Here is a 24,272-nt window from a genome sequence, read left to right as displayed (position 1 = left end):
ATCACTCCATTAACAACAATTAAGTTCCATCTCATAACGGGTTAGGCTAGTTCAATTTATCTTATGGCGCGTAGGTTTCAATTTACGTCCTCAGCGCAGTTCTAAGCTATCTTGCTCAGTTAACTTGAAAAGTATAGTGGTTATTTGTGACGGTTCCTCGGCCATCGACTGACCAGCTTCACGTTCCAAAAGCTTTATAGTTATCATTTTATCAACAGCAGTAAGATCAGTAACCTTAACGCGATCACCCAACAGCGCCGACTGTTTGACCACCATGCGCTGTCTGAACTGATCATACTTGGACACGGCTAGATAGTAGAACACGCCAGAGCCTTGGTTACTGACTGAAAGAACCACAGCGTAGGTGGTATCATCAAGTTTAACCATTTGCTTAGTATTGACTGAAACCGTGCCTCGTTCTGCGCCATCTTCATAGGAACCTGTTGCAATCGGAGGGTTCTCCATATGGTCAATAAAGGTAAATGCACTACTATCAGGTACTTTTACTGTCCACGGGTTGACTGTCTTAATGTTAAAAACAGACTGCATAATTACGTTTGTTTGTGGCTGTTGGCTTGGAAACTTGGCTAAAATTTCTTCATCTGAAAGGCTAAAACGATATATTCCGGCTACAGCGACTATTATTAGTAATACAACTGGAATCAAAAGGATAAGAGGTATTGGCAACAGGCGTTTTTTCATCGGGCTATAAGTCTTCTTGAAGTCATCACATAAACAGTCAGCATGTTAACAGGCTAGAGTAAGGAGATAAAATGGAACAACAGCAGAAAATCAGAATGGCCGATTGCAGTTGCGGGCAAGTAAATCTGGTTTGTCGTGGTGAACCGGAGCGCACCTCCGTTTGCCATTGCTTTGAGTGCCAGAAAAGGACCGGCAGCGTATTTGGCGTTCAAGCTCGTTTTAGCAAACAACAAGTCTCCTTTAGTGGCGATATGGTTGAGTATTCTCGGATCAGTGATTCCGGTAATGAAGTGAGCTATTTGTTCTGCCCTCGCTGCAGTACGACTATGTTGCTTCGCCTCCATTCAGCCCCTAACTTCCTGGTTGTTCCTATCGGAGTGTTTAACGAACAGGATCTGCCCACACCGAGCTTTTCTGTCTATGAAGAGAGAAAACATGGCTGGGTCAAATTTGATTGCCAAATGGAACACTACCTTTAATTATTTTTGATCAAATTTTGGCGTGGTTTTTCTCTATCGACAAAGGTTAACTCGCTCTATAATTGCGCCTTGAACCTAAGGAGCACCTTTTGATTTCCAAACTTCCACGCTGGGTAGAATACGGAGCCTTTCTACTTGCCTTACTTGCTGGCATTGTCAATGCAATCGGACTGCTCGGTTTTCAACATCAGGCTGTCTCCCACATTTCGGGGACGGTTACTCTGCTTGGGACGACAATTGAAGCCTTTGATCAACAAACTGGACACCTCCTGCTTGTTGTACTTAGTTTTCTTATTGGCGCCGTTATTAGTGGTCTGTTTATCGAAAGTACCGCACTGAAACTCGGACGACGTTACGGCGTCGCACTATGCTTTGAGAGCCTGCTTTTGTTCGGTGCGTATTTGCTGCTTAAAGACAATGTAAAAGCTGGCCAGTATTTGGCATCTGCCGCCTGTGGTCTGCAGAATGCGATGATCACAACATTTAGCGGAGCCGTTGTCCGAACCACTCATATGACCGGTATTATTACCGATCTGGGCATCATGATTGGCGCCAAGCTGCGCGGAGAGTCATTCGATTACCGTAAAGCAAAACTGTTCATGTTCATCTTCTTTGGATTTTTATCCGGCGGCACCATAGGTGCCAAGCTGTACGCATACTATGCAATCGGCGCTCTCATCGCCCCGATTGTTCTGGCTCTATGCCTTGCTATCACTTACTGGCTCTTCATCTCCAACCGCCACCCAGCCAAATAGACTACAATTGATACTTGAAACATTAGAGCAAACAATTTAACATCCCCGACACATTTAACCATCAACGGCAAAATAACTGACATTTTACGTTGAATATTTAGCGATTTTTATTGAATAGTATTGCAAGAGCTATGGAAAGCCATTAATCTTGCGCAGATTTGATAATATATGGATGTTTAGTGAATAACTATTCCAGCCATGCCGGTTTAGGTATTACACTAGTTGTAACTCGAGAAACTTATGCAAAACAGCGCACAAACGATGAAACAAGAGAAAAGCAAAGGCAACTTTTGGATGTTCTTTATTCCATCCTTACTAGGCCTATTTGTCTTTATGGCACCAATCACCTATCAGGGAGACATTACCATCCCTGTTGCGGTATTGGCCAAGTCAATTCAAGCCGTTTTTGGTGACTACCTTGTTGCTATGGTCACATCGATCATTGCATTTATGGCCGTTGCTTCTTTGCTATGCCGTATAAAAACGCCGGCATTTGTTGCCAACAGCAATTTCCTCAACAGTCTGTTTAACCCAAGCCCTCTTTGGTTAGCCGTTCGTCTAATCGGTGGCGCAGCGGTACTTATGACCTTTTTCCAGATTGGCCCTAAAGCTATCTGGGAAGAAAATACCGGTGGTCTAGTTCTGGAAGGACTCTTACCTACTCTGTTTTCAGTGTTCATTTTTGCAGGCCTGCTACTCCCTCTTCTACTTAACTTTGGCCTTCTTGAGCTGTTTGGTACACTGCTAAGCAAGATCATGCGTCCTGTATTTAACCTTCCTGGCCGCAGCGCAATTGACTGTATGGCATCTTGGTTAGGTGATGGTTCTGTTGGTATTCTGCTTACCAGTAAGCAGTACGAAAACAAATTTTATACTCAGCGTGAAGCAGCGGTTGTTGGTACGACTTTCTCTGCTGTATCTATTACTTTCAGCTTAGTCGTTATCGCGCAAGTTGAGCTAGAGCATCTGTTCCTGCCTTTCTACGGCGCTATCTGTCTAGCAGGCATTGTGGCGGCAGTGATCATTCCTCGCCTTCCTCCATTGAGCTACAAGAAAGATACTTTCATCGATGGCACTAAGCCAAGTGAAGACGCGGATGCAATCCCAGCAGGACACTCAAGCTTCTCTTGGGGTATGGAGCTTGCACTAAACAAAGCGAGCCAGGTGAAGTCGGTTAAGAGCGTATTCCGTGAAGGCGTACACAATGCTATCGACATGGTGTTCGGTGTACTACCTGTCGTGATGGGCCTGGGTACTATCGCACTGATCATCGCTGAATACACATCAGTATTTAGCTTCTTAGGTCAGCCGTTTATCCCATTCCTGGAACTTCTTGGTGTACCTGAAGCCGTCGCTGCATCAGAAACCATCGTTGTAGGCTTTGCTGACATGTTTATTCCAGCAATTCTGGCAGCATCGATTGACAACGAGATGACTCGTTTTGTTATCGCAGCCATGTCTGTTACTCAGCTGATTTACATGTCTGAAGTGGGCGCACTGCTGCTAGGTAGCCGTATTCCAGTTAACATTTTCGAACTGTTCGCAATCTTTATCCTACGTACTCTGATCACTCTACCTGTGATTGCAGGCGTGGCTCACTTGATTTTCTAACCAAGTGCAGTATTGATTGAGAAAGCAAAGCCCCATTTCCGGGGCTTTGTTGTTTCTATTTTGCTACTTAGGTTCATCAAGCCGATTTGTGCTCTCAATGTTTAGGGAAAAGCGTTTAATTACATCAAATCTCATCATATACTTACTGATATATGTCTAAATAAACTATCTGAGGAGAGCCTATGAGGTGGTGTTGGAGTGCATTGCTTGTCTCACTTATGAGTTTCCAAGCGTTTGCTTCACAACTTGTCATCCGTGTCGCGGATCAACAGCCTGTTGTTCTTACTCACGAGGAAATTACCACCCAACTGGAAGCACATAGTTTTGCCACTAGCCTTCCCTGGTTCGAAGGTAAGAAAGAGTTCACTGGATTTACGATTACCGACCTACTCGCTCACCTTGGTATCGAAGATGCCTTTTCAGTGTCTTTTATCGCGTTAAATGATTACGCCGCGAGCTCGCAGATCAAAGATATCAAACAATATCAACCGATCGTTGCGTATCAAATCGATAACAAAAATATGAAAGTGCGAAATAAAGGTCCGTACTGGCTGGTCTTTAATCTAGACCAGTACCCGGAAATCGATAACGCCGTTTTCCATGCACAGATGGTGTGGCAAATAGACGAGATACTTATACATAGAACCCAAGATGTGGCAGCGCAATAACTATAATCACTCATCCGCTATTCTAAAAAGAGCCAAGTACCTACTGCTCTTACTTAGCCTGATCGTTATCGTTGCCAACCTCTATTTTCTGACTGCAACTCGTCAACACGCGCAGTCATATAGTGAGCAGCAAAATCAGGCGACCTGGTTTCTGTTTCAGCTCAGTAAGGAATTCTCTGAGCTCAACTCTATCTTGCCTTTTGCTGCCAGCAGTGAAGACTACTATCAGAAAGCACTACTCAAATACGAATTAACCTGGAGTCGATTTGATTTACTGCTGACCAGTCGCGAAGCCGATACTTATATCGCTATGCCTGGTGCCAGGATCTTCTTCTCAACTTTATTCAGTCAGTTTAAATCTCTCGAACCTCGTCTCGAACTGGCCTCGCACTCAGACTATACAGAGCGAGTCAGCAAGGAGTTCGACGTCCTGTATATGTCGATGATCCAATATGTGAACACGAACTTCCGAATCAAGAGTCCTCTCTATCGAGAACAGATGCAGCAGGCACGAGATCTTAACGATATTCAGTTTGCCTCATTGCTGTTACTGATCGTGTGTGTCTGCTTAGCCATGTATATCTTTCATAAAGAGTCTGAGTACCATAAACAGCTATCACTCACCGATTCACTGACAGGCATTGCAAACCGTTTGGCGATGTTTAGTGAACTGAATAAAAGAACTCAGTCAGAGCAGCCGTTCAGTATTTTGTTACTCGACCTCAACAAATTTAAACAGATCAACGATTATCATGGCCATTATGCTGGTGATCAGGTATTAAAAACCGTCAGTCGTAGATTAAGCCGACTCGGACTTGAGTGCTATCGAATTGGTGGGGATGAATTTGCCGTTATATCTGACCAAATTGATTTAACTCACATCAATAAGATGACGAAAACGATTCATAACAAGGTCTTCAAACCGATTAAGATCAAAGATGGAACGCGTTTTGAACTCACCACGAGTATTGGTATAGCTCGATATCCAGAAGATTCACAACAGGTAGCAGAACTGCTGACTCATGCCGACATAAGCATGTATTCCGATAAGCGCTCGAACGAAATACATGCTGTAATTAATCGCTAATTAAGCCCTCTTGCCCTAACTAGCGCTGATTTAAGATTGTACTTTTCTATAATCCGATAAGCAGTTGCCCTTGATATACCCAGATATCTGGAGGCTTCGAGCACATTACCTTCATAAAGTAACAATGCATCACGTAAGCTTTCTCCCTTATGACTCACTGCAGGTGCCGCCAGCGCAACACTGGAAGATATATCGAGATCTTCCGCAGATATGACACCTGCATCGTTCATTAAAACCGCGCGTTTAACGATGTTAATGAGCTCTCGTACATTCCCGGGCCAGTGGTAACACAGTAACCTTTGTTTAGCGCCTTCATCGAAGTGAGAAATATCACAGCTATATTCCTTACTGAATTTGTTCATAAAGAATAACGCCAAGAGTAATATGTCCTGACCTCTATCCCGCAAAGCAGGTGCATTGACCCGAAGGACATTTAATCTAAAGTAAAGATCCTGGCGAAAACGTCCTTCTTTAACCGCTTGTTCTAAGTCAACATGGGTAGCAGCGACCACACGCACGTTAACCCTGACAGGCTCACTCCCACCTAAAACATCAATGGTGCCTTCCTGTAAAAAGCGTAATAGATTAGCTTGCTGTGTAAGTGGCAGGTCGCCAATCTCATCCAGAAACAGAGTACCATTGTGCGCCAGAGCTATTTTACCTGTCCGACTGGTACTTGCTCCCGTAAAGGCTCCCTTTTCATGACCAAACAACTCTGAATGCACTAATTGTTCATTCAGGGCGCCACAGTTAACCGCAACAAACGTCTCACTTGCGCGCGAAGAAGCATCATGAATTGCTCGTGCTACGAGCTCTTTGCCTGTACCGCTTTCACCACAAATTAAGGTGTTCACGTCAGTTGGTGCGACCTTCGCTATCTGCCGTCTCAGTCGGTGTATTACCGGAGAATCTCCAATCAACGAGATCGCTTTTCCCTCAATGACATTCGTCTTAGATTTAGCGACTGAGTTACTCTTGAGATCAAGCATTCCTACCTGATGACCTAAAGTTTTGACCACCATTTCTTGTGGCAGTGGACTGGTGTAGTAATCAACACAATAGTACGAAATGTAATTAAGCTCTTCACAGGTCAGTAAATCTTTTTGTGTCTTATCGAGGTAAGCGATAGTGCGAACCCCCATACCAATGCCATGCAATGCTTCTAACTGTTTGCACTGGTATCGACCACAGGAAAAATCGAACACCACGACCAGCCTGTGGACATTTTTTAATATCTCTTTTGCAGTATCGACAGATGCGACGATACGATAGCCCCAACCCTGTTCAGACAAAATGCCTGACCATAGTTGGTGATCACGCGAAATAACTAATATCGATACCGCTTGTTCTTCTCGCATATAAAAACCTTTATCGCTATTAGAATCGGTAAGGGAAACGGATGCTTATGGCGTAATCCGCAGCATCATCACTCAATCCGGAGCTGACTTGAGTCACCATACTCAGGTTCTTCGACAGAGCCATGGTTGAGCCAATGCCCAATGTGGCACTATTGCCATCGCTGCCGATGACCTCGACCCAATCACCGCCATCCAATCTTTGTCTGGAGGTGTTGCTCATAGACTGACTAAAGTTAATTGCCAGACTCATACGCTCACTAATGGCAAAAGCAACACCCAGACCATAATCCCAGCTATCACCAAGCTTAACGCTGCCAGACTGATTACCTGCTGCACTGCTGATGTCGTCAAACTGTTCTTCTAACTGGTGAGTATAGTTAAGGTTTAAGAATACGATGGCAGGGTCGTAGGTTTTAACAATCGAGATCCCAGTACCTAACCCCCACACTCCATTACCCGTTGGCAGGTCATCGGGAACGTTAAGGTTGCCAGACTGGGATGATGAGGTCGCGATACCATATGGATCTTTACCGGTTGGGGCTGTAACCCGAAAGTTCCATACTAAATCAGGCGAGTCTGTGGTCTCTTTTAGCACACGGTAGTATATACCTGCACTGATATCCCCAATGCCCGAACTCGATACCTTGCCTGATTCTAAACCGTCGCTAGAGTTATTCTGACCCACAGTTTCATAATCTGACCAGCGGTAAACCGTCGGAATACTGAGTTCAGCCTGCCAGCGATCATCGATAGTGTAACGTCCAGAAAAGTCTAAGTTGAAGGTGTTAGAACGAACTCTATCTAAGTTGATGTCACCAAGGAAAATCGAATCCAGTGCCAGAAAGCCACTTAAGGCAAGATCCTTTCGATCGAAATAGCTGTAACGAAAAGCAGTTTCCAGAGTGAACTTACGTGTAAAGACATTACCCGCTTCTTGGTATACATCTTCTGCACTGCGGCTTTTCTGGCTCGACTCTTGAGGCTTAGTGGCATTAGTCGGCTTAGCTTTCGGAGTTTGAGTGTTGGCAGTCTGAGTCTCTGGGCGGGCTGTCTGGGCAGAGCCAGCCGTTGCATCGATAGCAACTTTCTCAGGACGTGATAGGACGTTTTGTTGCTTATCACCATTAAGTTGAGATTTCATTTCCGCAGAAACGCGCTGGTTCTTTTTGACTAGGCTATCAATATTTCCCTGATGGTTGATAAGCACTTGTTGATGGTTATTCACTGCTTGAATAACCTGCTGCATCACCTGCTGCTGTTGCTGCAACTGAGCTTTTAATGCTTCATTCGCCGCTTTTTGTTCAGCCAGTTGCTGAGATAAAGCGTCCACTTGATCATTGGCATGCAGATGCATGACAGGGCTGCTAGTTGCGATCAGGCAACCTATCGTAAGCGAGCTCCTTTTCATATTCACCTCCCGGATATGAACTCGCTTGATGTTAAGTTAATTTATAATTATTTACTGTTTCAAAAGTGAGATATCAATTAGAAGCACATGCGGTTTGCTTATAATCCCTTTAATAATGAATGAGATACCATCAAGTCTCGACTTTGCTTCCACGAGTCAGGAATTTTTACTTCCATTAACATTTGGTTCTGAACCACCAGATCATCACCTCTAAGTTTTATTCCTTGATACGCTCCATGAGCCGATTTCAAGCTGCGGATTTCCTGGATTGCAATGCTCTCTCCAATGGTCACTTTATAGCCAACCCGATTCTCACCACCGGAAACTTGATAGTATTCAACTTGCGAGGAATCCGATAATGACGTTGAGGTTAACCCGCCACTATCCACCAGCTTCAGCTCAGAGTCATTGCTTGCCGAGTTGCCATTCCCTGCAATTTGAACCAATTGAACCATTCCTGAACCATTGCCATGGATTCCGTTGTCATCGACACTGTTTTGTAAATCACTCCCATCCAGAGGAGTAACACTGACATCCCTACCATTTACCACAACGTCCATTCCCGCAGATCCCGATGAGCTCGAATCACTCCAATGAGTAATCATCCGAACCCCAAAATAGAGATCCTCTCCAGAGCGAGCGACACGATACTTACCACGCATCGTCGATAGTTGCTGCTCATCTACCAAGGTTGCTTGCATTGATTGCCAGTCAACCGCCGCATTAGCCTGAAAGCAGGTAAACAGACAAGCTGCCAAACATTTGATCTTCATTGTGTTTCCCTTTTAGAACAACTCCGATGCATTGAAGCCAAAATCCATTAAGTTAAAGGCCGTTACCGGAGCAAACTGATCCTCCAGGGAACGTACCGTGAGCGGTGGAGAAGGCATGGCTAAAGGCGAGCTTTGATCATACCCCTGACCAACTACTGCCAGCACAACCCCTTGCCAACCCTGAGTAAACTGTTCAACAGACATAGTCAGGTTGCCGAGTGCAGGGTCTGCGATATAGACATTGCCACTCTTATCCACTCTCTTTAGCACGACAAAATGACGGTATCCTTTAATGTCTAACAAGACGATGGTTGGAATAGGCAAGGCACTGAGCTTATCCGCCGGAATATTGTAACCTTGAACCCTCATGCCCAATCCTTGTTCGACATAGTTCTTGATGTCCAACATTGAAAAACCAAGCTTTCTCGCCGCTGTCGCATCCGATACCTGAAACATTCCGTTCATTACCCTTTGTTCATCAGTATCTATGTTGTATCCATAGCGAAGTAAGGTAGCTAGTGAGGCGGCACCACAAGAAAAGTCGGTTTGTTGTCGTACGATATTCAGAAACTTTCTCTCTTTGATGCTGACCACTTCCTTCTGCATCGAACCTACCCCAGGTACCAGACCATCAAGGTAAACCGTGGCCGCTTGAGTCAGGGTCGACAGACATAATCCAACAGTCAAAAGACAAAATTTCATAGTTTTCCTTAAACTTAAAAGGATGCCCTCCGAAGAGGGCATTTCGATATTTACACCATGTCGTTAGTTGCCGCGTGAAGCGACAAGCGTAACATTGTTGCTTTGCAGGTTACCTAAACCTGACGCTACGTTAACGCCAATAACGCCTTTAGCACCGTTGTAGCTGTTTTTGATTGTCGCTGTATTGCCTACACTGACCAGGTCACTGTTACTACCAGTACCATTATCAGACACTGCAAACTTACTTAGCTGTACACTCTCAACAGCAAGGCCTGCAAATTCAGCCATACCATCAACATCAACCGCTCCAGTTGTTGTTCTAGTTGCTGCTCCATTCGCAAACGAACCTTGAATGTTAGCTGCTACAGCCGGACCAGAGGTATTGCCATCAGCTATTTGCATTGCAACGTTATTGCTTTGACCATTCGCTACTCCGACCGCCATGTTGGTACCAATCACACCCGACGCACCGTTGAATGCATTTTCACCAAGTACTGCCGTGTATGCCCCCGTTGCGTTGTAGTTCACTTCATTAATAACCGCAGCCTGGACGTTGATTGCACCAGTAGGAGCACCAGCATCGGTACCTGTTACTGAAGCGGCAACATTGTTAGCCTGAGCATTTAGCTGACCTGAAGCAATGTTTACACCTAAGATACCTTTAGCATCCTCAAATGAATTCGACAGAGTAGCTTCACTTGCAAACAGCTCATTAGTCACAGTCATTGGATTATTTGTACCCGTATTACCAGTACCAGAGCCATTTAGCTGTGCACCGATAACCTGAGCACTCCCCGCAACCGCTACTGACGGCTGACCATCATTTGAAGAAAGTGCTACGTTGTTGGTTTGAGCGTTTGCCTGACCAGAAGATACGTTAGCACCGACGATACCTTTAGTACCATTATTGAACGATTCGGTTAGTGTCGCGCTATTTTCGAAGCCACTTCCCAGTGATACATCAACTTCATCGAACTCTTGTAGGCTGACTGCAGCCGCTGCTAATGTGCCATCTTGCGAACCAGACTGACCATCAGCCGCCATCGCCACATTGTTCGATTGCGCGTTAGCCTGCCCAGCAGTAACGTTAGCACCAATTACACCACTTGCGTTGTCAAACGAACCTGTAAGTGTCGCAACATTTTCCGAAACCGTATCACTCGCTCCTAACGTCACATCACTACCATCAATCTCTTGAATGCTTGCCGCTAGCACACCACTAAAGCTTGATGTCGTGTCAATACCGTCCTGTTTAGAGAATGGGTTAGTTTCACCACCGCCAGAGCCATTACTAATCGCCACATTGTTAGCTTGCGCGTTAGTTTGGCCTGATGACAGGTTAACTCCAACAACACCCGACACACCTGTGAATGAACCATCTAGCGTTGCTTGGTTCGAAACTGCAATGCCTTCTTGGATATCCGAAATGGTATTATTGCTGATGACATCCTGATTTGACGCCGCAATAACTGAACCTGCGCCAGCACCGTCATCCGATGATTCATCTAAGGCAATCGCTACGTTATTCGCCTGAGCGTTACCTTGACCAGCCGCGTTGTTCACGCCAACCACGCCGGACGCTCCATTTGTGAATGAGTTGGTAATTGACGCTGTATTACTGATTGGAGCTTCGCTACCTTGAGCGATTCTATTAGTATTACCAACAACCGATTGATCTGAGCTTGCTTTGGCCTTGATTAAATCACCCTGAGAGTTATCTTGAGGATTGCTTGCATATAAACCAAGTGCAACGTTGTTACTTGCTGCATTAGCTTGGCCCGACGTGACGTTAACACCAACAACACCGCTGGCTCCACCGTTGAACGAACCATCAATCGACGCATCGTTATCGATATAACCATTACCACTAGCAAAGACATCATTTGAAGTCACTGCTTGCTGACTGGTTGCTTCAACTTGAAGAGCATCTGCTGTAGATTCATTCTGGTCGTTATACGAAGCCAAGGCGACATTATTAGATTGCACATTGGACTGACCTGACGCCACATTGACGCCCATGATGCCTGAAACGTCACTCGAGAAGTTAGAACTAATAGTTGCGCTTGACGTTAAGTCCGATTCACTGTCTGGTGAAATATCTGACTGAGTGACGTTTTGTGTACTCTCCGCCACTACTTCAGAAGAGTCGACATCACCGTATGCACTGCTCATTGCAACATTATTCGTTTGCGCATTACCTTGACCTGCTGCGATATTCGCACCAGTAATACCGGTAATATTATCTAGCGCGTCACCTGTTAATGTCGCGTTTGAAGTCGCTTCGTAGTTACCCGCTCCCTCTGTCGCCATGGCATTACCTGAAACTGTTTGTTCGGAATTAGCCTTAACAACTCCACTAGTTCCAGATTGTGAGTCTATCCAACCAGCAACGGAGGCAACACTCACCTGGTTAGACTGGGCATTGAACTGACCAGCTGCAGCGTTAGCGCCTACGATGCCTTGTGAGTCAGAGAAAGAGCCATTATTGATAGTGGCATTATTGGTCACCTGACCAAGGCTATCGTCTTGCTTCTGAGTTAATGTATTAGATGTGACAGATTGCGTTGACGATGCAACTACACTTACAGCATCAACAGGTCCGTTACCATTAGGCTCAGTCACCGCTACCGCAACGTTGTTGGTTTGAGCATTGTTTTGCCCCGCAGCAGCGTTAGCACCAACGATACCATTCGCACCAACAAAACTCTGTGAAATAGTGGCATCATTGGTTGATGGGTTATTGTTGTTACCATCGTTATTGGTATAGCTCACCGAGTTATTTTGTACACTTTGCTCGGCAAGAGCATTTACGTTAACTGTACTACCAGTATCTGGGTCAGGTAGCGCCGTTACACCTAGCGACACATTGTTGCTTTGTGCATTGAGATCGCCGGAAGCCACGTTAAGACCAAATATGCCTTTTACTGCGTTAAACACATTATCGACCAATGACGTGTTGTTCTGGAATTGATGCGGGTCGCCATCAACTGTTACGCTATTTCCATCCAGAGTCTGTTTACCTTTCGATGTCAGAGTAACGCTTGTCACTTCAGTTTGGTTATCTAAAGGTTGCTTGTTATTAGTGTTAGCAGGAAGTCCATCAACACCTAATGTCTCACCAATATTTGCAGCTGGATCTCCTTCAGAAGGATCACCTGAACCAACAGTAACAAAGTTGGCTAAAGCGACAGAGTTAGCTTGTTGGTTAGCCATCCCTGAAGTAACGTTAGCTCCACCAATGCCGTTAGCACCGTCAAACGCGCCCCCCTGAACTTTTGCGACATTGTCCGCACCTAGTGAGTTAACCGTGTTTCCTTCAACGTCGCCACCATCAGTACGCGCAAATCCAAGGTATTGTTCAGAGGCTGCTGTCAATGTTAGTTCGCTAGCATCTTCGGCATTACCCATAGCAACATTATTGGTCTGCAAGTTTGAAACACCCGCAGCAACGTTTGTGCCGATAACGCCTTTGGCACCCTTAAATGCACCGTCTAAAGTTGCACTGTTGTCATTATCGCCACCAAAGTCTTTTTTCATCGACAGGTTTTCACCACTGCTGGCTTGCGCAGAGCCAGCTCTAACTGAAGCAGCCTCATCTAAATTACCTTCAGCGCGTGTACCCATAGAGGCTTGGTTGCTACCTTGGTTATAAAATCCCGCAGCAACGTTTGAATGCACAACCCCTCTTGCATCATCAAATGCACCACTGCTTAATGAGGCGTTATTTGTGATTCCCGTATCGGAAACACCTGGAGCATCAAATGTTACATCCACCCAGTTGTCCGCAGAGATCTGTAAATTATTGGCCTCTACTTCAAGCCCATCTGCATAGGCAGGCGCAGATAGGATCGTTCCGATGATTACCGCTAACGGTACCTTATTCCATTGTTTTTCCATGGTGTTTTTTCCTCATTTCATTGAGATTAATTTATGGTTGTTGGCATTTGGAATGTATTGCGCACGGTATTGCCACTACCGGCGATTTGGCTCATTTGAATAACTCCGCTAGCTCCGTTTAGAGCAAGTGGAGCGATGTCGACTGAAAGGTCATCACCTTTCTCTGAATATCCTCGATCAGAGATCGCTGCTGACTGAGAGCTGAGATCAGCCACTTCCCAGCTCACTTCAGAGCTAGGGGCGAAAATGATGATGTTATGCTGCTGATTACTATTACCAGCCGCTAGGTTGGCACTGATATAGCCACCAGCATTATCGAATGCACCTGATTCGATGGATGCCGAAGCTGAAGAAGCGATCTCTGAACTTTGCGATGACGAGATGATAGTTAACTCATAGTCACCCTGAGCAGAGTAGACAAAGTTACTGCTTTGAACATTGTGTTCACCAGCAGCGATATTGACGGCAATAGCCCCTTCCGCCCCTTGAAACGTGGACGGACCTAAAGTGACTAAATCTTGTGCCGAGAGTTGAAGGCTAAATAAACTTGTTATTATCAGAATTACTTTATGCATTATCCCTAACCTGAAGCCAATTCGGATTCACATTAGGTAGAGCAACGCTCATGCCAAAAAATTAAACCATAAGAATCAATTACTTAATTATATTTCATATATGTATCAGTCTCATCTGAGACAGTGTAGTGAGACAGATGAGACACATGTGAAACAGTCAGTCTGTTTTCTACTGACATAAAAAAGCCCCTCATATAGAGGGGCAAAGTACCATCGCTTATAGTTATAATTTTTTTTGCCAGTAACTGGTTAACCGAAGTCGCCGTTTACATAACCTTTAGTACGGTCATCTTTTGGTGTGCTGAAGATAACCTGAGTATCATTATGTTCGACAAGCTCACCCATCAGGAAGAAAGCGGTACGGTCTGAGATACGACGCGCCTGCTGCATTGAGTGAGTGACGATAACAATGGTGTAGTTCTTTTTCAGTTCTTCCATTAACTCTTCAATTTTATGAGTCGCAATAGGATCCAGAGCCGACGTTGGTTCATCCATCAGGATCACATCCGGTTCCATCGCAATCGTACGTGCAATACATAGTCGCTGCTGCTGACCACCAGATAGGCCAAACGCATGCGACTTAAGGCGGTCTTTCACTTCATCCCATAAAGCTGCACCACGCAAAGAGCGTTCAACTACTTGGTCGATATACTTCTTATCCTTGATGCCTTGAGCACGGAGACCGTAGGCGACGTTTTCATAAATACTCATTGGGAATGGGTTTGGCTTCTGGAAAACCATACCCACTTTAATACGCAGGTCAGCAACGTCGATATTGCCGTAGATATCATCACCATCCATTTCTAAACGACCAGTGATCTTTACACCTTCAATCAGATCGTTCATGCGGTTCAGACAACGCAATAAGGTCGATTTACCACAACCAGATGGACCAATCAGAGCCGTTACCTGACGCTCAGGAACAGGTAGGTTAATTGACTTCAGTGCTTGGTTATCACCGTAAAATAGATCTAGGTTTTCGATGTTAAACTTGTTCATTTTCTTAATCTCTTAAATTCTGTAATTGGTATCTAACTGTGCAAAGAAGCTTAGTAGGTTGCTTTGTTAAAACGACTGGCGATAAATTTAGTCGTCATGTTGATCAGCAAGACCACAACAATCAGTACCGTTGCTGTACCGTATGCCTGATTCCACTCTTCAATGGTGAACAACTCAGTGGTTAGCTTATATAAGTGAACGGTTAGGGTGCGACCTGAGTCGAGCAACGAATCAGGAATTCGCGCCACCATACCTGCTGTTAAGAAAACAGGTGCTGATTCACCAATTACACGACCAATACTTAGAATGACCGAAGTTAAGATACCTGGAGTCGCACTTGGTAAGATTAGACGCCAGATGGTGTAAATTTTTGAAGACCCTAACGCGTAAGAACCTTCGCGATAGGTTTGCGGTACCGCCATTAACGCTTCTTCTGTGGTACGAATAATAACCGGCAGAATAAGAATACTCAGTGTTAAAGCGCCCGACAGAATTGAGAAACCAAGGCCTAGGATCGCGACAAAGAAAGTCATACCAAACAGACCGAAGATGATCGATGGAATACCCGCCAGTGACTCAGTACAGAAACGAATAACCTTAACCAATCGACTGCCTACTTTAGCGTATTCAGTCAGGTAGATTGCGGTCATAATGCCCAATGGCGCCGCAACCGCGATTGAAGCGATTACCATGTATAGGGTCGACACTATCATCGGGAAGATACCCTTCTCTTCCCCAGTTGCGGTGTAGTTATCGGTTACGAACGCCCAATCTACATGCTGAAGACCATTCGATAAGATGTACCAAATAATCCAGAACAGGAAACCTACCGTGAGTGCAGCAGACGCCCATACAAAAGCATTCAAGATATTATCTTTGGTCTGACGAGCTTTTTTCAGCTTTGCGGTATCCATTTGCGCGCCCTTTAACGTGTTAGGTGATTGCGTTGTTTGAGACATTGTTATTACCTCGCTTTCTCACGGTTCAGGTAAAGAAGAACCGCATTTAGAGACATAATAAACACCAGCAGAACAACACCTGTTGCGTATAGTGCGTTGGCGTGAACACCACTTGCGTAAGACATTTCAATTGCAATGTTGGCAGTCAGAGTACGCGCTGAATCAAGGATACCTTCTGGCATCGCTGGCGCATTACCCATCACCATGATGATGGCCATTGTTTCACCAAGAGCACGACCAATACCCAGAATCACGCCTGTCATAATGCCGCTTCTTGCCGCTGGAACAAGCAGCTTAAAGATAGTGAAGATTTTCGAAGCGCCGAGTGCTAGAGAGCCCTCTTTGTACGTACGGGGAACCGCGCGGATTGAAGTCTCTGATACAGTAATAACCGTAGGAAGAATCATCACGCCAAGTACGATGATACCCGCCAGAATGGTGTTACCCGCTGGTACATTAAAGATATTTTGGATGAGCGGAACAATGATTACCAAACCAAAGAAACCATAGACAACCGAAGGGATACCGGCCAACAGCTCTACCGCTGGTCGGATAATATCGGCGACTCGTTTAGGTGCAATTTCTGCAATATAGATAGCCGTAAGCACACCGATAGGCACACCAACAACAACCGCACCTAAAGTAGAGACCACAGAAGCAACGATCATAGTTGCGACGCCGTAAAGCGCTGGCGGTAACCAGTCCTGGCCTAAAACGATGCCCGAGACACCAGCTTCCTGGAATGCAGGGATACTTTCTTTAACAATGAAGTAAGCGATAACCGCTAGAGAGACAATACCGATAACCGCACTGGTTAAAAATAGGCCGTGAAAGATACGCTCTTTCCAATCTACACGCTTTTGAGCACGCAGACCTGACTTATTAAGTTGAGTCGCTTCAGTATTCATAAGCTTTTCACTATTTGCGATGGTCATATGAAAATCTCACAGTTCGAGCTGCAGAGCAGAGTCGAAATGGATTGAAAACGCTCAGCCCGAAAAGGTGGGCTGAGCAAATTTGTTAGATGGTCAACTAAAATTAGTTAACTGAGATGTAGCCTTTCTGGTCTACAAGAGTTTGTGCTTCCGGCGTTACCATCCAATCCAGGAACTTCTGAGTTTCAGCAGATGGTTTACCTTCTTTGTAAAGCACTAGGAATGGGCGAGCGACTTTGTAAGAACCGTTCTTCACGTTATCAACGTTTGCTTCAACACCGTCAATTGATAGCGCATTTACTGAGTTGTCTACAGTACCTAGAGAGATGTAGCCGATAGCGTAAGGGTTTGAAGCAACCATAGTTTTCAGAGCACCGTTGCCGTTTGCAACTTGAGCGCGCTGAGAAATTGCAGAAACTTTCTTACCAGAGATTTTCTTTTTCAGCTTCATGATGTCTTCAAAAGCACCACGAGTACCTGAAGCTGTATCACGAGTGATAGCAACGATTGGCTTATCTGCACCACCAACATCTTTCCAGTTAGTAATGTCGCCTTTGTAGATTGCTGTTACTTGCTCAGCGGTCAGTTTACCTAGCTTGTTCTTAGGGTTTACAACAACTGCGATACCGTCTAGTGCAACTGTTAGTTCTTTAAGAGCCGGCTCTTTTTCAGAATCTTTTAGGTTACGTGAAGACATACCTAAGTCCGCGCTACCGTTTTTCGCTGCTTTTACACCAGCAGAAGAGCCAGGGCCTTGAACTTCGATAAACACGTTGTTGTGTGTCTTCATATATGTTTCAGAGAAAACTTCCATCAGTGGAGTAACGCTGCTAGAACCCACTGCAGAGATAGTTTCTTTAGCAGAAACTGAAGTCACTGCCATTGCGCCTAGAAGTGCGATTGCACCGATTACTGTCTTTTTCATCACAATTTCCTTAAGTGGCTTTATTGCCGTTGTGTTTCACTTGAACGGTGCCCACTTTAGGACTCAAATATGACAGTTGTGTTTCACTTAGTTTAAGCCTCTATGACAGGTGAAATTATTTAGCCCTTATCAAAAATCAGTGAAAGAAAATTGTAAATCAAAGTTATTCAACACTCCATGCGGGTAAAGTTTGTACTGTAACCACATGTAAAATAATACAATTTCCTATTTAACCTACACACCGCGATCATTTACAATGACCGCAATTATCGATTGCATTATCAATAATGCAAATTAGAATAATTCTCATACAAAAATATAATAAATAACAATCTATCTATTCAGAAGAGGACCTTTCATGCGCCAGTTATTAAGTGGCTTATCCATCAAGCTGCAAGTTGTTGTGCCTGTAGTATTTACAATACTGCTTCTTATTGCAGGCATTAGCTACAGCACGACTACCCTAAAGCACGCTTTTAATCAGGTGACCGTCTCGACCAACGACGTTATCCAACATAAAGATGAACTCACCAAGATCATCGATAACACCTACGGTATGCGTATTAAGGCAATCTACAGCCTGTTCCGCGCCGATGATGTTGCTCAGTTGCAGCAAACTCTGCGCTCAAAGCAGACAGAGAACCTACGCCTACTAGACAATCTAAGAGATATCGACGGTCTGAAGGCTGAAATCGAACAAATGGAAATGGCGATTGAGAACTACGTCAGTTACTCAATCAGCACAATGATCCCACTATTAAACAAAAAGCATAGCCAGTCAGTGACTTCAAGTGACTTTGACAACCAGTACAATCAGGCTTCTGGCATTTACCGCGATAAAGGTAAAGATATGGTCGAAGCGATTGATAAGCTGTCGAAAAAGCTTAACCAGCTTGCTCTGGCTGAAGTCGAACACAATGAAAAGATTCACTCAGATGTGATGTTTAACTCTGTACTTGGCTTAGCGGCAGTACTACTGGCTGCTTTCGCGATCAGTTGGTTACTGGCAGGCATCATTGTTACGCCAATTAAGCAGTTGCAAAATGCAATGAAAGAGCTGGCTGAAGGCAATCTACGCGTTAAAGTAGCAGAGGAAGGCGACAACGAAATCACTGCCCTTTCACGCGACTTTAACTCTACGGTTGGCCAGCTAAAAACAACGGTAGATTCTCTGGTTAGAATCAGTGTAGATGTTGCTTCAGCATCGACAGAACTTGCCGCGGTAATGACTCAGTCTAGTGTCAACTCGGATCAGGAAAAGAACGAAGTTGAACAGGTTGCTTCGGCGATAAACCAGATGGAAAGTACCGCTTCTGAAGTCACACAGAATGCCAACTTAGCTGACGAAGCATCGAACAGCGCAAACAAAATGGCTCGTGAAAGCCTGGAGATATTTGAACAGAATACTCGCGCAAGCATTAAGATGGCTGATCAGCTAGCACAAGCTGCCAATGTTGTAACCAACCTGAAAGAGCAATCTGAGCAGATTGGTAAAGTGATTGAGGTAATCGAAAGTATCTCAGAGCAGACTAACTTACTGGCACTTAATGCGGCGATTGAAGCAGCACGTGCAGGTGAAAGTGGTCGCGGCTTTGCTGTGGTTGCAGATGAAGTTCGTATGCTGGCCGCACGTACTCAGGAATCAACCAAAGAAATTCAGGTTATCATTGAAGAACTGCAAACTCAGTCAGGCACGGCCAATGACAGCATGAGTTCAAGCCTGGAGCTACTCGCGCAGAATCAACAACAAGCCGAACAAGTACGCAGTGCACTACACAACATCAGTACCTCTATTTCTGAGCTAACGACGCTCAACGCACAAGTAGCGGTCGCATCAGAAGAGCAAGGCCAGGTAACGGCGGACATCAACACTAACCTTGGTAACATCTATGAGTTAGTAAGCCAAAACGTAACGGGTATTACTCAGTCTGCAGCGGCAAGCCAAGAGCTATCTAACCTGGCGGAAAACCAGAAACAGCAATTAGGTTTCTTCAAGGTTTAATCTCTAAACCGTTATGAAAAAGTCTTTTAATCGCCGATTAAACATCGGTGATTAAAACGAAAAAGGGTTGCCAAACTGGCAACCCTTTTTGTTATCTTGACCGTGTCAAACGAGCGCTTACTCGTCGTCCACTTTTGGTGCTGTTTTCTTCTTCGGAATAAACACTGAATCACCAACCGCAACGTTCTGGTGGAAACTCTTGTCGCGCTTAACTGGTTTCTTGGCGGTTTTCTTCGCCTGTGGCGCTGCTTTCTTAGCAGACTTGCCTTTACCACGGTAATCCGGTTTACGAGGACGAAGACCTTTAAACTTACCTTTAAGACCTTCAAGCTCAGAGAAAGAAAGATCCTGCTGAAGGAAGGCTTCTACGCGCTTGAAGCTGTCCCAGTCTTTCGGGCCAACCAGAGATACCGCATCACCCTTGTTACCTGCACGACCTGTACGACCTACACGGTGAACGTACTCTTCTGTGTGCTTTGGCATATCAAAGTTAACCACGTGAGTAACGTTAGCAATGTCTAAACCGCGAGACGCAATATCTGTCGTCACAAGGATTTTAAATACCGCGCGCTCAAACTGACTCATAATCGTATTACGTTGAGTCTGAGTTAAACCACCGCTCAGTGCGACAGCTTTAAGCTTTTTCTCATTGAGCTTAGCGGTCAGTCTCTCGGTATCTGCGCGAGTCGCAGTAAAGATGATTAACTGTTTGTAATCCGCTTCTTGCAGCACACGCTCTAAGATCGCTTCTTTATGATCAAGGTGATCGCAGAGATAAAACTTTTGCGTGATATCTTTGTGCTCTTCACTACCTGCACCAATCGCGATACGTTTAGGCGCATCCAGCATCTCAAATGCGATGTCATTCACTTCGGCGTGATCTAGTGTTGCAGAGAACATTAACGTCTGGCGACGACGGTGCTTAGCCGCATTGTGAATACGACGTAGCTCTGGAGCAAAACCCAGATCAAGCATACGGTCGGCTTCATCAAGAACCAAAGTTTCCAAACCATCTAAGAACAATGAGCGATGTTCAAGGTGATCAGCTAAGCGTCCTGGTGTTGCGACAATAAACTTAGGGTAGCGACGCAGTGCTTTTACCTGATCGTTAAAGTTTTCACCACCAACGATCAACGTTGCATCATAGGTTAAGCCGCCCAGCATTGAACGCAGCTCGCCGTACACTTGCTTAGCTAACTCACGAGTAGGTGCAAGAATCACCGCGCGTGGATCTTTTGCAGAGAATGCCTTTGTTTTTAACGACTTGTGCAACATAGGCAAAACAAAAGCTAGTGTCTTACCAGAACCTGTCTTTGACGAAGCCAACAGATCTTTACCGGCAATCGCGACTGGAATCGCTTGCTGCTGTATTTCTGTCGCTTTCTTAAAGTCAAAGTGCTTCAAGTTCTTCAGTAAGCGATTGTCTAAACCTAAATCTTTAAAGTGCAAAGTATTCTCCATTTGATCACTGAGTGTGTAGCTGGCACAGCATCATGAGGTGCCTTCGAACACGGAAATAATAAAAACAGGCTATGATAACTGGATTCACGCAAGGAGGATAGAGATCACATAAAATAATCTTTCTTGTGTCTAATGCGACCGAAATAACACTTTAAATGCCTTGCACTCATTGCTCTCACCAATGAGACGTGGGTCAACTAATTCGATAATTACCTAAAATCTTGGGTTTTTTTGACTTTTTCTGTCTTTTGGAAGCCTAAAATTAGGGCTACACTAATTGACGTCACCATACAGTAAAAGGTATGGGACATTCTTATTGATACTTATACATGCAAGGAGTTCACTTATGAACAAAATGTTGATCGCAGCTGCAGCATCTTCTGTGCTTCTACTAGCTGGTTGTGCGTCTGGTCCAGACGAAGCTACTACTGCGAAAATGGATGAGCTGAGCAATCAAGTAAGCCAGCTAAGCCAAGACGTTCAAGCTCTTCAATCAGAAGTTCGTAAGTCTGGTGATGCAGCTATGGCAGCTCAAGAAGAAGCAGCTCGTGCAAATGAGCGTATCGACAACATTGCTCAGTCTTACACTAAGTAATTACGTCTTTTAAAAGAAAGGGTCTGCATGCAGACCCTTTCTTTTTTGTATAACCTAATTAATAAAGCTCGGAGCAACAATTTCGACTGGCACTCCGTTTTGTGCAAGTATCGCCGCTCGGGCCTTCACATCTGATTGATTAAACTCTTCCAGCCACCATGTTAGCTCTTGTGGCATGATCAAAGGCTTCTTAACGCCATCACTGCGAGTTAAAGGTTCATGAGCCTCAAGGAAAACGCTGCGGTCAGGCTCTAATGCCACCTTAATCGGTTCATTAATCACGCGAACCTGCTCGCCTAACTTGACCTGCGGGAACAACCACTCAATGTCTTTAGGATCCATTCGGATACAGCCAGAGCTTACCCTTAAGCCGATACCAAAGTCTTTGTTAGTACCATGAATGAGATAATCCCCTGCTCCGTGAGCCAAGCGCAATGCGTACTCACCAAGCGGGTTCTCAGGCCCTGCTGGCACAACGGCTGGCAACTCGATCCCTTTTGCTAAGTACTCTTTACGAATAGAAGCAGGAGGAGTCCAGGTTGGGTTAGGACGCTTTTGACTGATCTTGGTCACCATTTCAGGTGTATCACGACCCACTCGACCGATGCCTACAGGGAAAATGTGTACCTTGTTGATCTCAGGCTCGAAGTAATAGAGTCTCAATTCGGCCAAATTGATCACAATGCCCTGACGCTCAACATTGGGTAAGATGATTTGAGTAGGAATGGTCAGTACGTAGTCTTTAGGTGGCAGAAAAGGATCTACCCCTTTATTCGCAGCCATTAAAGAGAGAAAGCCGACATCATACTGTTTGGCGATATTCGCCAGAGTGTCACCCTCTTTAACTTTATGGTATTGAGTCCTGCCTACAATACTGCTTTCTTCTGCAGGTAAGTCATACGTTGCCGCGAACAGAGGCGAACTGATACAGAAAAAGAGCGCGATAAACTTACGCACCATCTACATTTCCCTTAGCTTCTTTATAAAGGCTTAAGGTTATCTCTCTTTCGGTCTTATGATCAACTATTGGTGGAGGATATGACAGTTCCTTGGCTTTACACCACTTCCAAGGCTGATGGATAAACTTGCGAGGAACAGCCGCTAACTCTGGAATCCACTGACAAACAAACTCTCCGTCCGGGTCGAATCTCTCTCCCTGCGACACTGGATTAAAGATCCTGAAATAGGGCTGACCATCGCACCCGGTAGACGCGCACCACTGCCAGCCACCGTTGTTCGCCGCATAATCGCCATCGACCAGTTTCGACATAAAGTATCTCTCACCCACATGCCAATCGACATGCAGATCTTTGATCAAGAAACTGGCAACCACCATTCTTAAACGGTTATGCATCCAGCCGGTATGATTGAGTTGCCTCATCGCGGCATCAACAATCGGGTAACCCGTCTGACCTTTTTTCCAGGCATCGATATCTGCTGACGAATTGCGCCAGGATAGCCTGTCTCCCCACTCCAGGAAGCATTTGCCCTTACTCAGTTTACTTTCAAAGTAAATAAGGTGCTGGTAGAACTCACGCCAGATCAGCTCGCTCATCCACATCTCCCTACCTGGGGGAAGTGGCTTCGGATGTTGGTCATGTAGCCTCGCCATACACTGACGAACGGACAGAGCGCCAATAGCAAGGTAAGGTGAAAGACGACTTGTGCCTTCTATAGAAGGAATGTCCCTTAGATCTGAATACCGTTCACTTCTGTGAGCCACAAAGTCTCGTAGCTGGTTGATAATTGAGCTGGTATCAACAGGATAAGTAGCACTAGACTCAGTCGGGTAGTCAAACGAGCTGTTATCGCTGAATAATTGTGCCTGCTCGCCGTGTAGTTGCGCTACCTCACCAATAGGCTGAGGCCTAATGACGCTAATCGGCTGCTGATAAAACCGGGTCAGGTAAGCACGCTTGAAAGGAGTAAACACCTTAAAGTAGTGGCCTTGCTTATTAAGCACACTGCCTGGTTGCAAAGCACATTTATCATCGAAGCTGTGCGCTGCGATCCCCGCATGCACAAGGAGCTCTTGCAACCGAGCATCACGATTCTGCTCATCAAATTCGTACTCCTTATTGAAGTACACACCGTCCAGCGAATTGCTCTTGGCAATCTCGGCGACCAGTTGGGCGGCTTGTTGGTAGGTATCAACCTGAGCGTAATAAAGGGGCACGTTAATCGTTGCCAAATCCGTTTGCAGTGTCACTAAACGTCGCTTTATTAAGTCAGCCTGAATCGGGGCTAACCCGTGTCGTTGCCAGGTTTCTGGTGTTGCAATATACAGCGCCATGACAGGTTGCTCAGACTCAATCGCTGAGCACAGGGCGCGGTTATCTTCAATACGCAAATCTCTGCGTAACCATACTAGTTTCATCGAG

21 protein-coding genes are annotated in these 24,272 nt (G+C 45.2%); 7 read left to right on the top strand and 14 right to left on the bottom strand.

Annotated elements, in window-relative coordinates:
* Nucleotides 1-90: 90 nt before the first annotated feature.
* Nucleotides 91-549 (bottom strand): hypothetical protein, encoded by a 459-nt coding sequence (locus RH46_RS16085; protein ID WP_241210064.1) that lies wholly within the window; start codon nucleotides 547-549, stop codon nucleotides 91-93.
* Between the two features lie 224 nt (nucleotides 550-773).
* Here RH46_RS16085 and RH46_RS21870 point away from each other — a divergent pair, with 224 nt between their 5' ends.
* The 5 genes from RH46_RS21870 to RH46_RS16060 all read left to right on the top strand — a co-directional run bounded on the left by RH46_RS21870 (nucleotide 774) and on the right by RH46_RS16060 (nucleotide 5,302).
* A complete protein-coding gene (locus RH46_RS21870; RefSeq protein WP_006880569.1) occupies nucleotides 774-1,181 on the top strand; it encodes a GFA family protein in 408 nt (135 codons plus the stop codon).
* A gap of 89 nt (nucleotides 1,182-1,270) precedes the next feature.
* Complete coding sequence (locus RH46_RS16075) at nucleotides 1,271-1,936, top strand: YoaK family protein (RefSeq protein WP_006880568.1); 666 nt, start codon at nucleotides 1,271-1,273, stop codon at nucleotides 1,934-1,936.
* Nucleotides 1,937-2,176: 240 nt separating this feature from the next.
* Nucleotides 2,177-3,547, top strand: a complete 1,371-nt coding sequence (locus RH46_RS16070; protein WP_006880567.1) for a YjiH family protein — start codon at nucleotides 2,177-2,179, stop codon at nucleotides 3,545-3,547.
* A gap of 182 nt (nucleotides 3,548-3,729) precedes the next feature.
* The gene (locus RH46_RS16065; RefSeq protein WP_040896030.1) at nucleotides 3,730-4,215 is read left to right on the top strand and encodes a putative pterin-binding protein; all 486 of its coding nucleotides are present in this window, start codon (nucleotides 3,730-3,732) and stop codon (nucleotides 4,213-4,215) included.
* Nucleotides 4,199-5,302, top strand: a complete 1,104-nt coding sequence (locus RH46_RS16060; protein WP_006880565.1) for a GGDEF domain-containing protein — start codon at nucleotides 4,199-4,201, stop codon at nucleotides 5,300-5,302. Before RH46_RS16065 ends, RH46_RS16060 begins: the two co-directional genes overlap by 17 nt.
* Here RH46_RS16060 and RH46_RS16055 read toward each other — a convergent pair.
* The 10 genes from RH46_RS16055 to RH46_RS16010 form a co-directional block, all read right to left on the bottom strand.
* Nucleotides 5,299-6,660 carry a sigma-54 dependent transcriptional regulator gene (locus RH46_RS16055; RefSeq protein WP_006880564.1) on the bottom strand — a complete coding sequence of 454 codons (1,362 nt, stop codon included), beginning with the start codon at nucleotides 6,658-6,660 and terminating at the stop codon, nucleotides 5,299-5,301. The two genes, RH46_RS16060 and RH46_RS16055, sit on opposite strands and share 4 nt — an antisense overlap.
* A gap of 19 nt (nucleotides 6,661-6,679) precedes the next feature.
* Nucleotides 6,680-8,068, bottom strand: coding sequence for a transporter family protein (locus RH46_RS16050; protein ID WP_006880563.1), 1,389 nt, complete (start codon nucleotides 8,066-8,068; stop codon nucleotides 6,680-6,682).
* Between the two features lie 98 nt (nucleotides 8,069-8,166).
* Nucleotides 8,167-8,841, bottom strand: a complete 675-nt coding sequence (locus RH46_RS16045) for a hypothetical protein (RefSeq protein ID WP_006880562.1) — start codon at nucleotides 8,839-8,841, stop codon at nucleotides 8,167-8,169.
* A gap of 12 nt (nucleotides 8,842-8,853) precedes the next feature.
* Nucleotides 8,854-9,543 (bottom strand): C39 family peptidase, encoded by a 690-nt coding sequence (locus RH46_RS16040; protein WP_006880561.1) that lies wholly within the window; start codon nucleotides 9,541-9,543, stop codon nucleotides 8,854-8,856.
* Nucleotides 9,544-9,606: 63 nt separating this feature from the next.
* Nucleotides 9,607-13,440 carry a beta strand repeat-containing protein gene (locus RH46_RS16035; protein ID WP_006880560.1) on the bottom strand — a complete coding sequence of 1,278 codons (3,834 nt, stop codon included), beginning with the start codon at nucleotides 13,438-13,440 and terminating at the stop codon, nucleotides 9,607-9,609.
* A 26-nt stretch (nucleotides 13,441-13,466) separates the two neighbouring features.
* The gene (locus tag RH46_RS16030; RefSeq protein WP_006880559.1) at nucleotides 13,467-14,015 is read right to left on the bottom strand and encodes a FapB/FapC family functional amyloid domain-containing protein; all 549 of its coding nucleotides are present in this window, start codon (nucleotides 14,013-14,015) and stop codon (nucleotides 13,467-13,469) included.
* A 249-nt stretch (nucleotides 14,016-14,264) separates the two neighbouring features.
* Nucleotides 14,265-15,014, bottom strand: coding sequence for a phosphate ABC transporter ATP-binding protein PstB (pstB, locus tag RH46_RS16025; RefSeq protein WP_006880558.1), 750 nt, complete (start codon nucleotides 15,012-15,014; stop codon nucleotides 14,265-14,267).
* A gap of 50 nt (nucleotides 15,015-15,064) precedes the next feature.
* Nucleotides 15,065-15,928 carry a phosphate ABC transporter permease PstA gene (pstA, locus tag RH46_RS16020; RefSeq protein WP_006880557.1) on the bottom strand — a complete coding sequence of 288 codons (864 nt, stop codon included), beginning with the start codon at nucleotides 15,926-15,928 and terminating at the stop codon, nucleotides 15,065-15,067.
* A gap of 50 nt (nucleotides 15,929-15,978) precedes the next feature.
* Nucleotides 15,979-16,908, bottom strand: coding sequence for a phosphate ABC transporter permease subunit PstC (pstC, locus tag RH46_RS16015; RefSeq protein ID WP_006880556.1), 930 nt, complete (start codon nucleotides 16,906-16,908; stop codon nucleotides 15,979-15,981).
* A 103-nt stretch (nucleotides 16,909-17,011) separates the two neighbouring features.
* Complete coding sequence (locus RH46_RS16010; protein WP_006880555.1) at nucleotides 17,012-17,833, bottom strand: phosphate ABC transporter substrate-binding protein; 822 nt, start codon at nucleotides 17,831-17,833, stop codon at nucleotides 17,012-17,014.
* A 358-nt stretch (nucleotides 17,834-18,191) separates the two neighbouring features.
* On the opposite strand from RH46_RS16010, the gene RH46_RS16005 reads away from it, so the two are divergent.
* Nucleotides 18,192-19,835 (top strand): methyl-accepting chemotaxis protein, encoded by a 1,644-nt coding sequence (locus tag RH46_RS16005; RefSeq protein WP_006880554.1) that lies wholly within the window; start codon nucleotides 18,192-18,194, stop codon nucleotides 19,833-19,835.
* A 117-nt stretch (nucleotides 19,836-19,952) separates the two neighbouring features.
* Here RH46_RS16005 and RH46_RS16000 read toward each other — a convergent pair whose 3' ends face one another.
* Nucleotides 19,953-21,296, bottom strand: coding sequence for a DEAD/DEAH box helicase (locus RH46_RS16000; RefSeq protein ID WP_006880553.1), 1,344 nt, complete (start codon nucleotides 21,294-21,296; stop codon nucleotides 19,953-19,955).
* A 346-nt stretch (nucleotides 21,297-21,642) separates the two neighbouring features.
* Between RH46_RS16000 and RH46_RS15995 the strand changes: the two genes are divergently transcribed.
* The gene (locus RH46_RS15995; RefSeq protein WP_006880552.1) at nucleotides 21,643-21,891 is read left to right on the top strand and encodes an Lpp/OprI family alanine-zipper lipoprotein; all 249 of its coding nucleotides are present in this window, start codon (nucleotides 21,643-21,645) and stop codon (nucleotides 21,889-21,891) included.
* A gap of 54 nt (nucleotides 21,892-21,945) precedes the next feature.
* On the opposite strand, the gene RH46_RS15990 is transcribed toward RH46_RS15995, so the two are convergent.
* Both RH46_RS15990 and phrB read right to left on the bottom strand, forming a co-directional pair.
* A complete protein-coding gene (locus RH46_RS15990) occupies nucleotides 21,946-22,851 on the bottom strand; it encodes a L,D-transpeptidase family protein (RefSeq protein WP_006880551.1) in 906 nt (301 codons plus the stop codon).
* Nucleotides 22,841-24,268 (bottom strand): deoxyribodipyrimidine photo-lyase, encoded by a 1,428-nt coding sequence (phrB, locus tag RH46_RS15985; RefSeq protein WP_006880550.1) that lies wholly within the window; start codon nucleotides 24,266-24,268, stop codon nucleotides 22,841-22,843. The genes RH46_RS15990 and phrB overlap by 11 nt, the downstream gene beginning before the upstream one ends.
* Nucleotides 24,269-24,272: the final 4 nt, after the last annotated feature.

This window comes from Vibrio brasiliensis LMG 20546 (assembly GCF_000189255.1).
Classification (GTDB): Bacteria; Pseudomonadota; Gammaproteobacteria; order Enterobacterales; family Vibrionaceae; genus Vibrio; species Vibrio brasiliensis.
The sequence above is the reverse complement of the archived record's forward strand: the minus strand, read 5'-3'. Positions and strand labels throughout refer to the sequence as shown.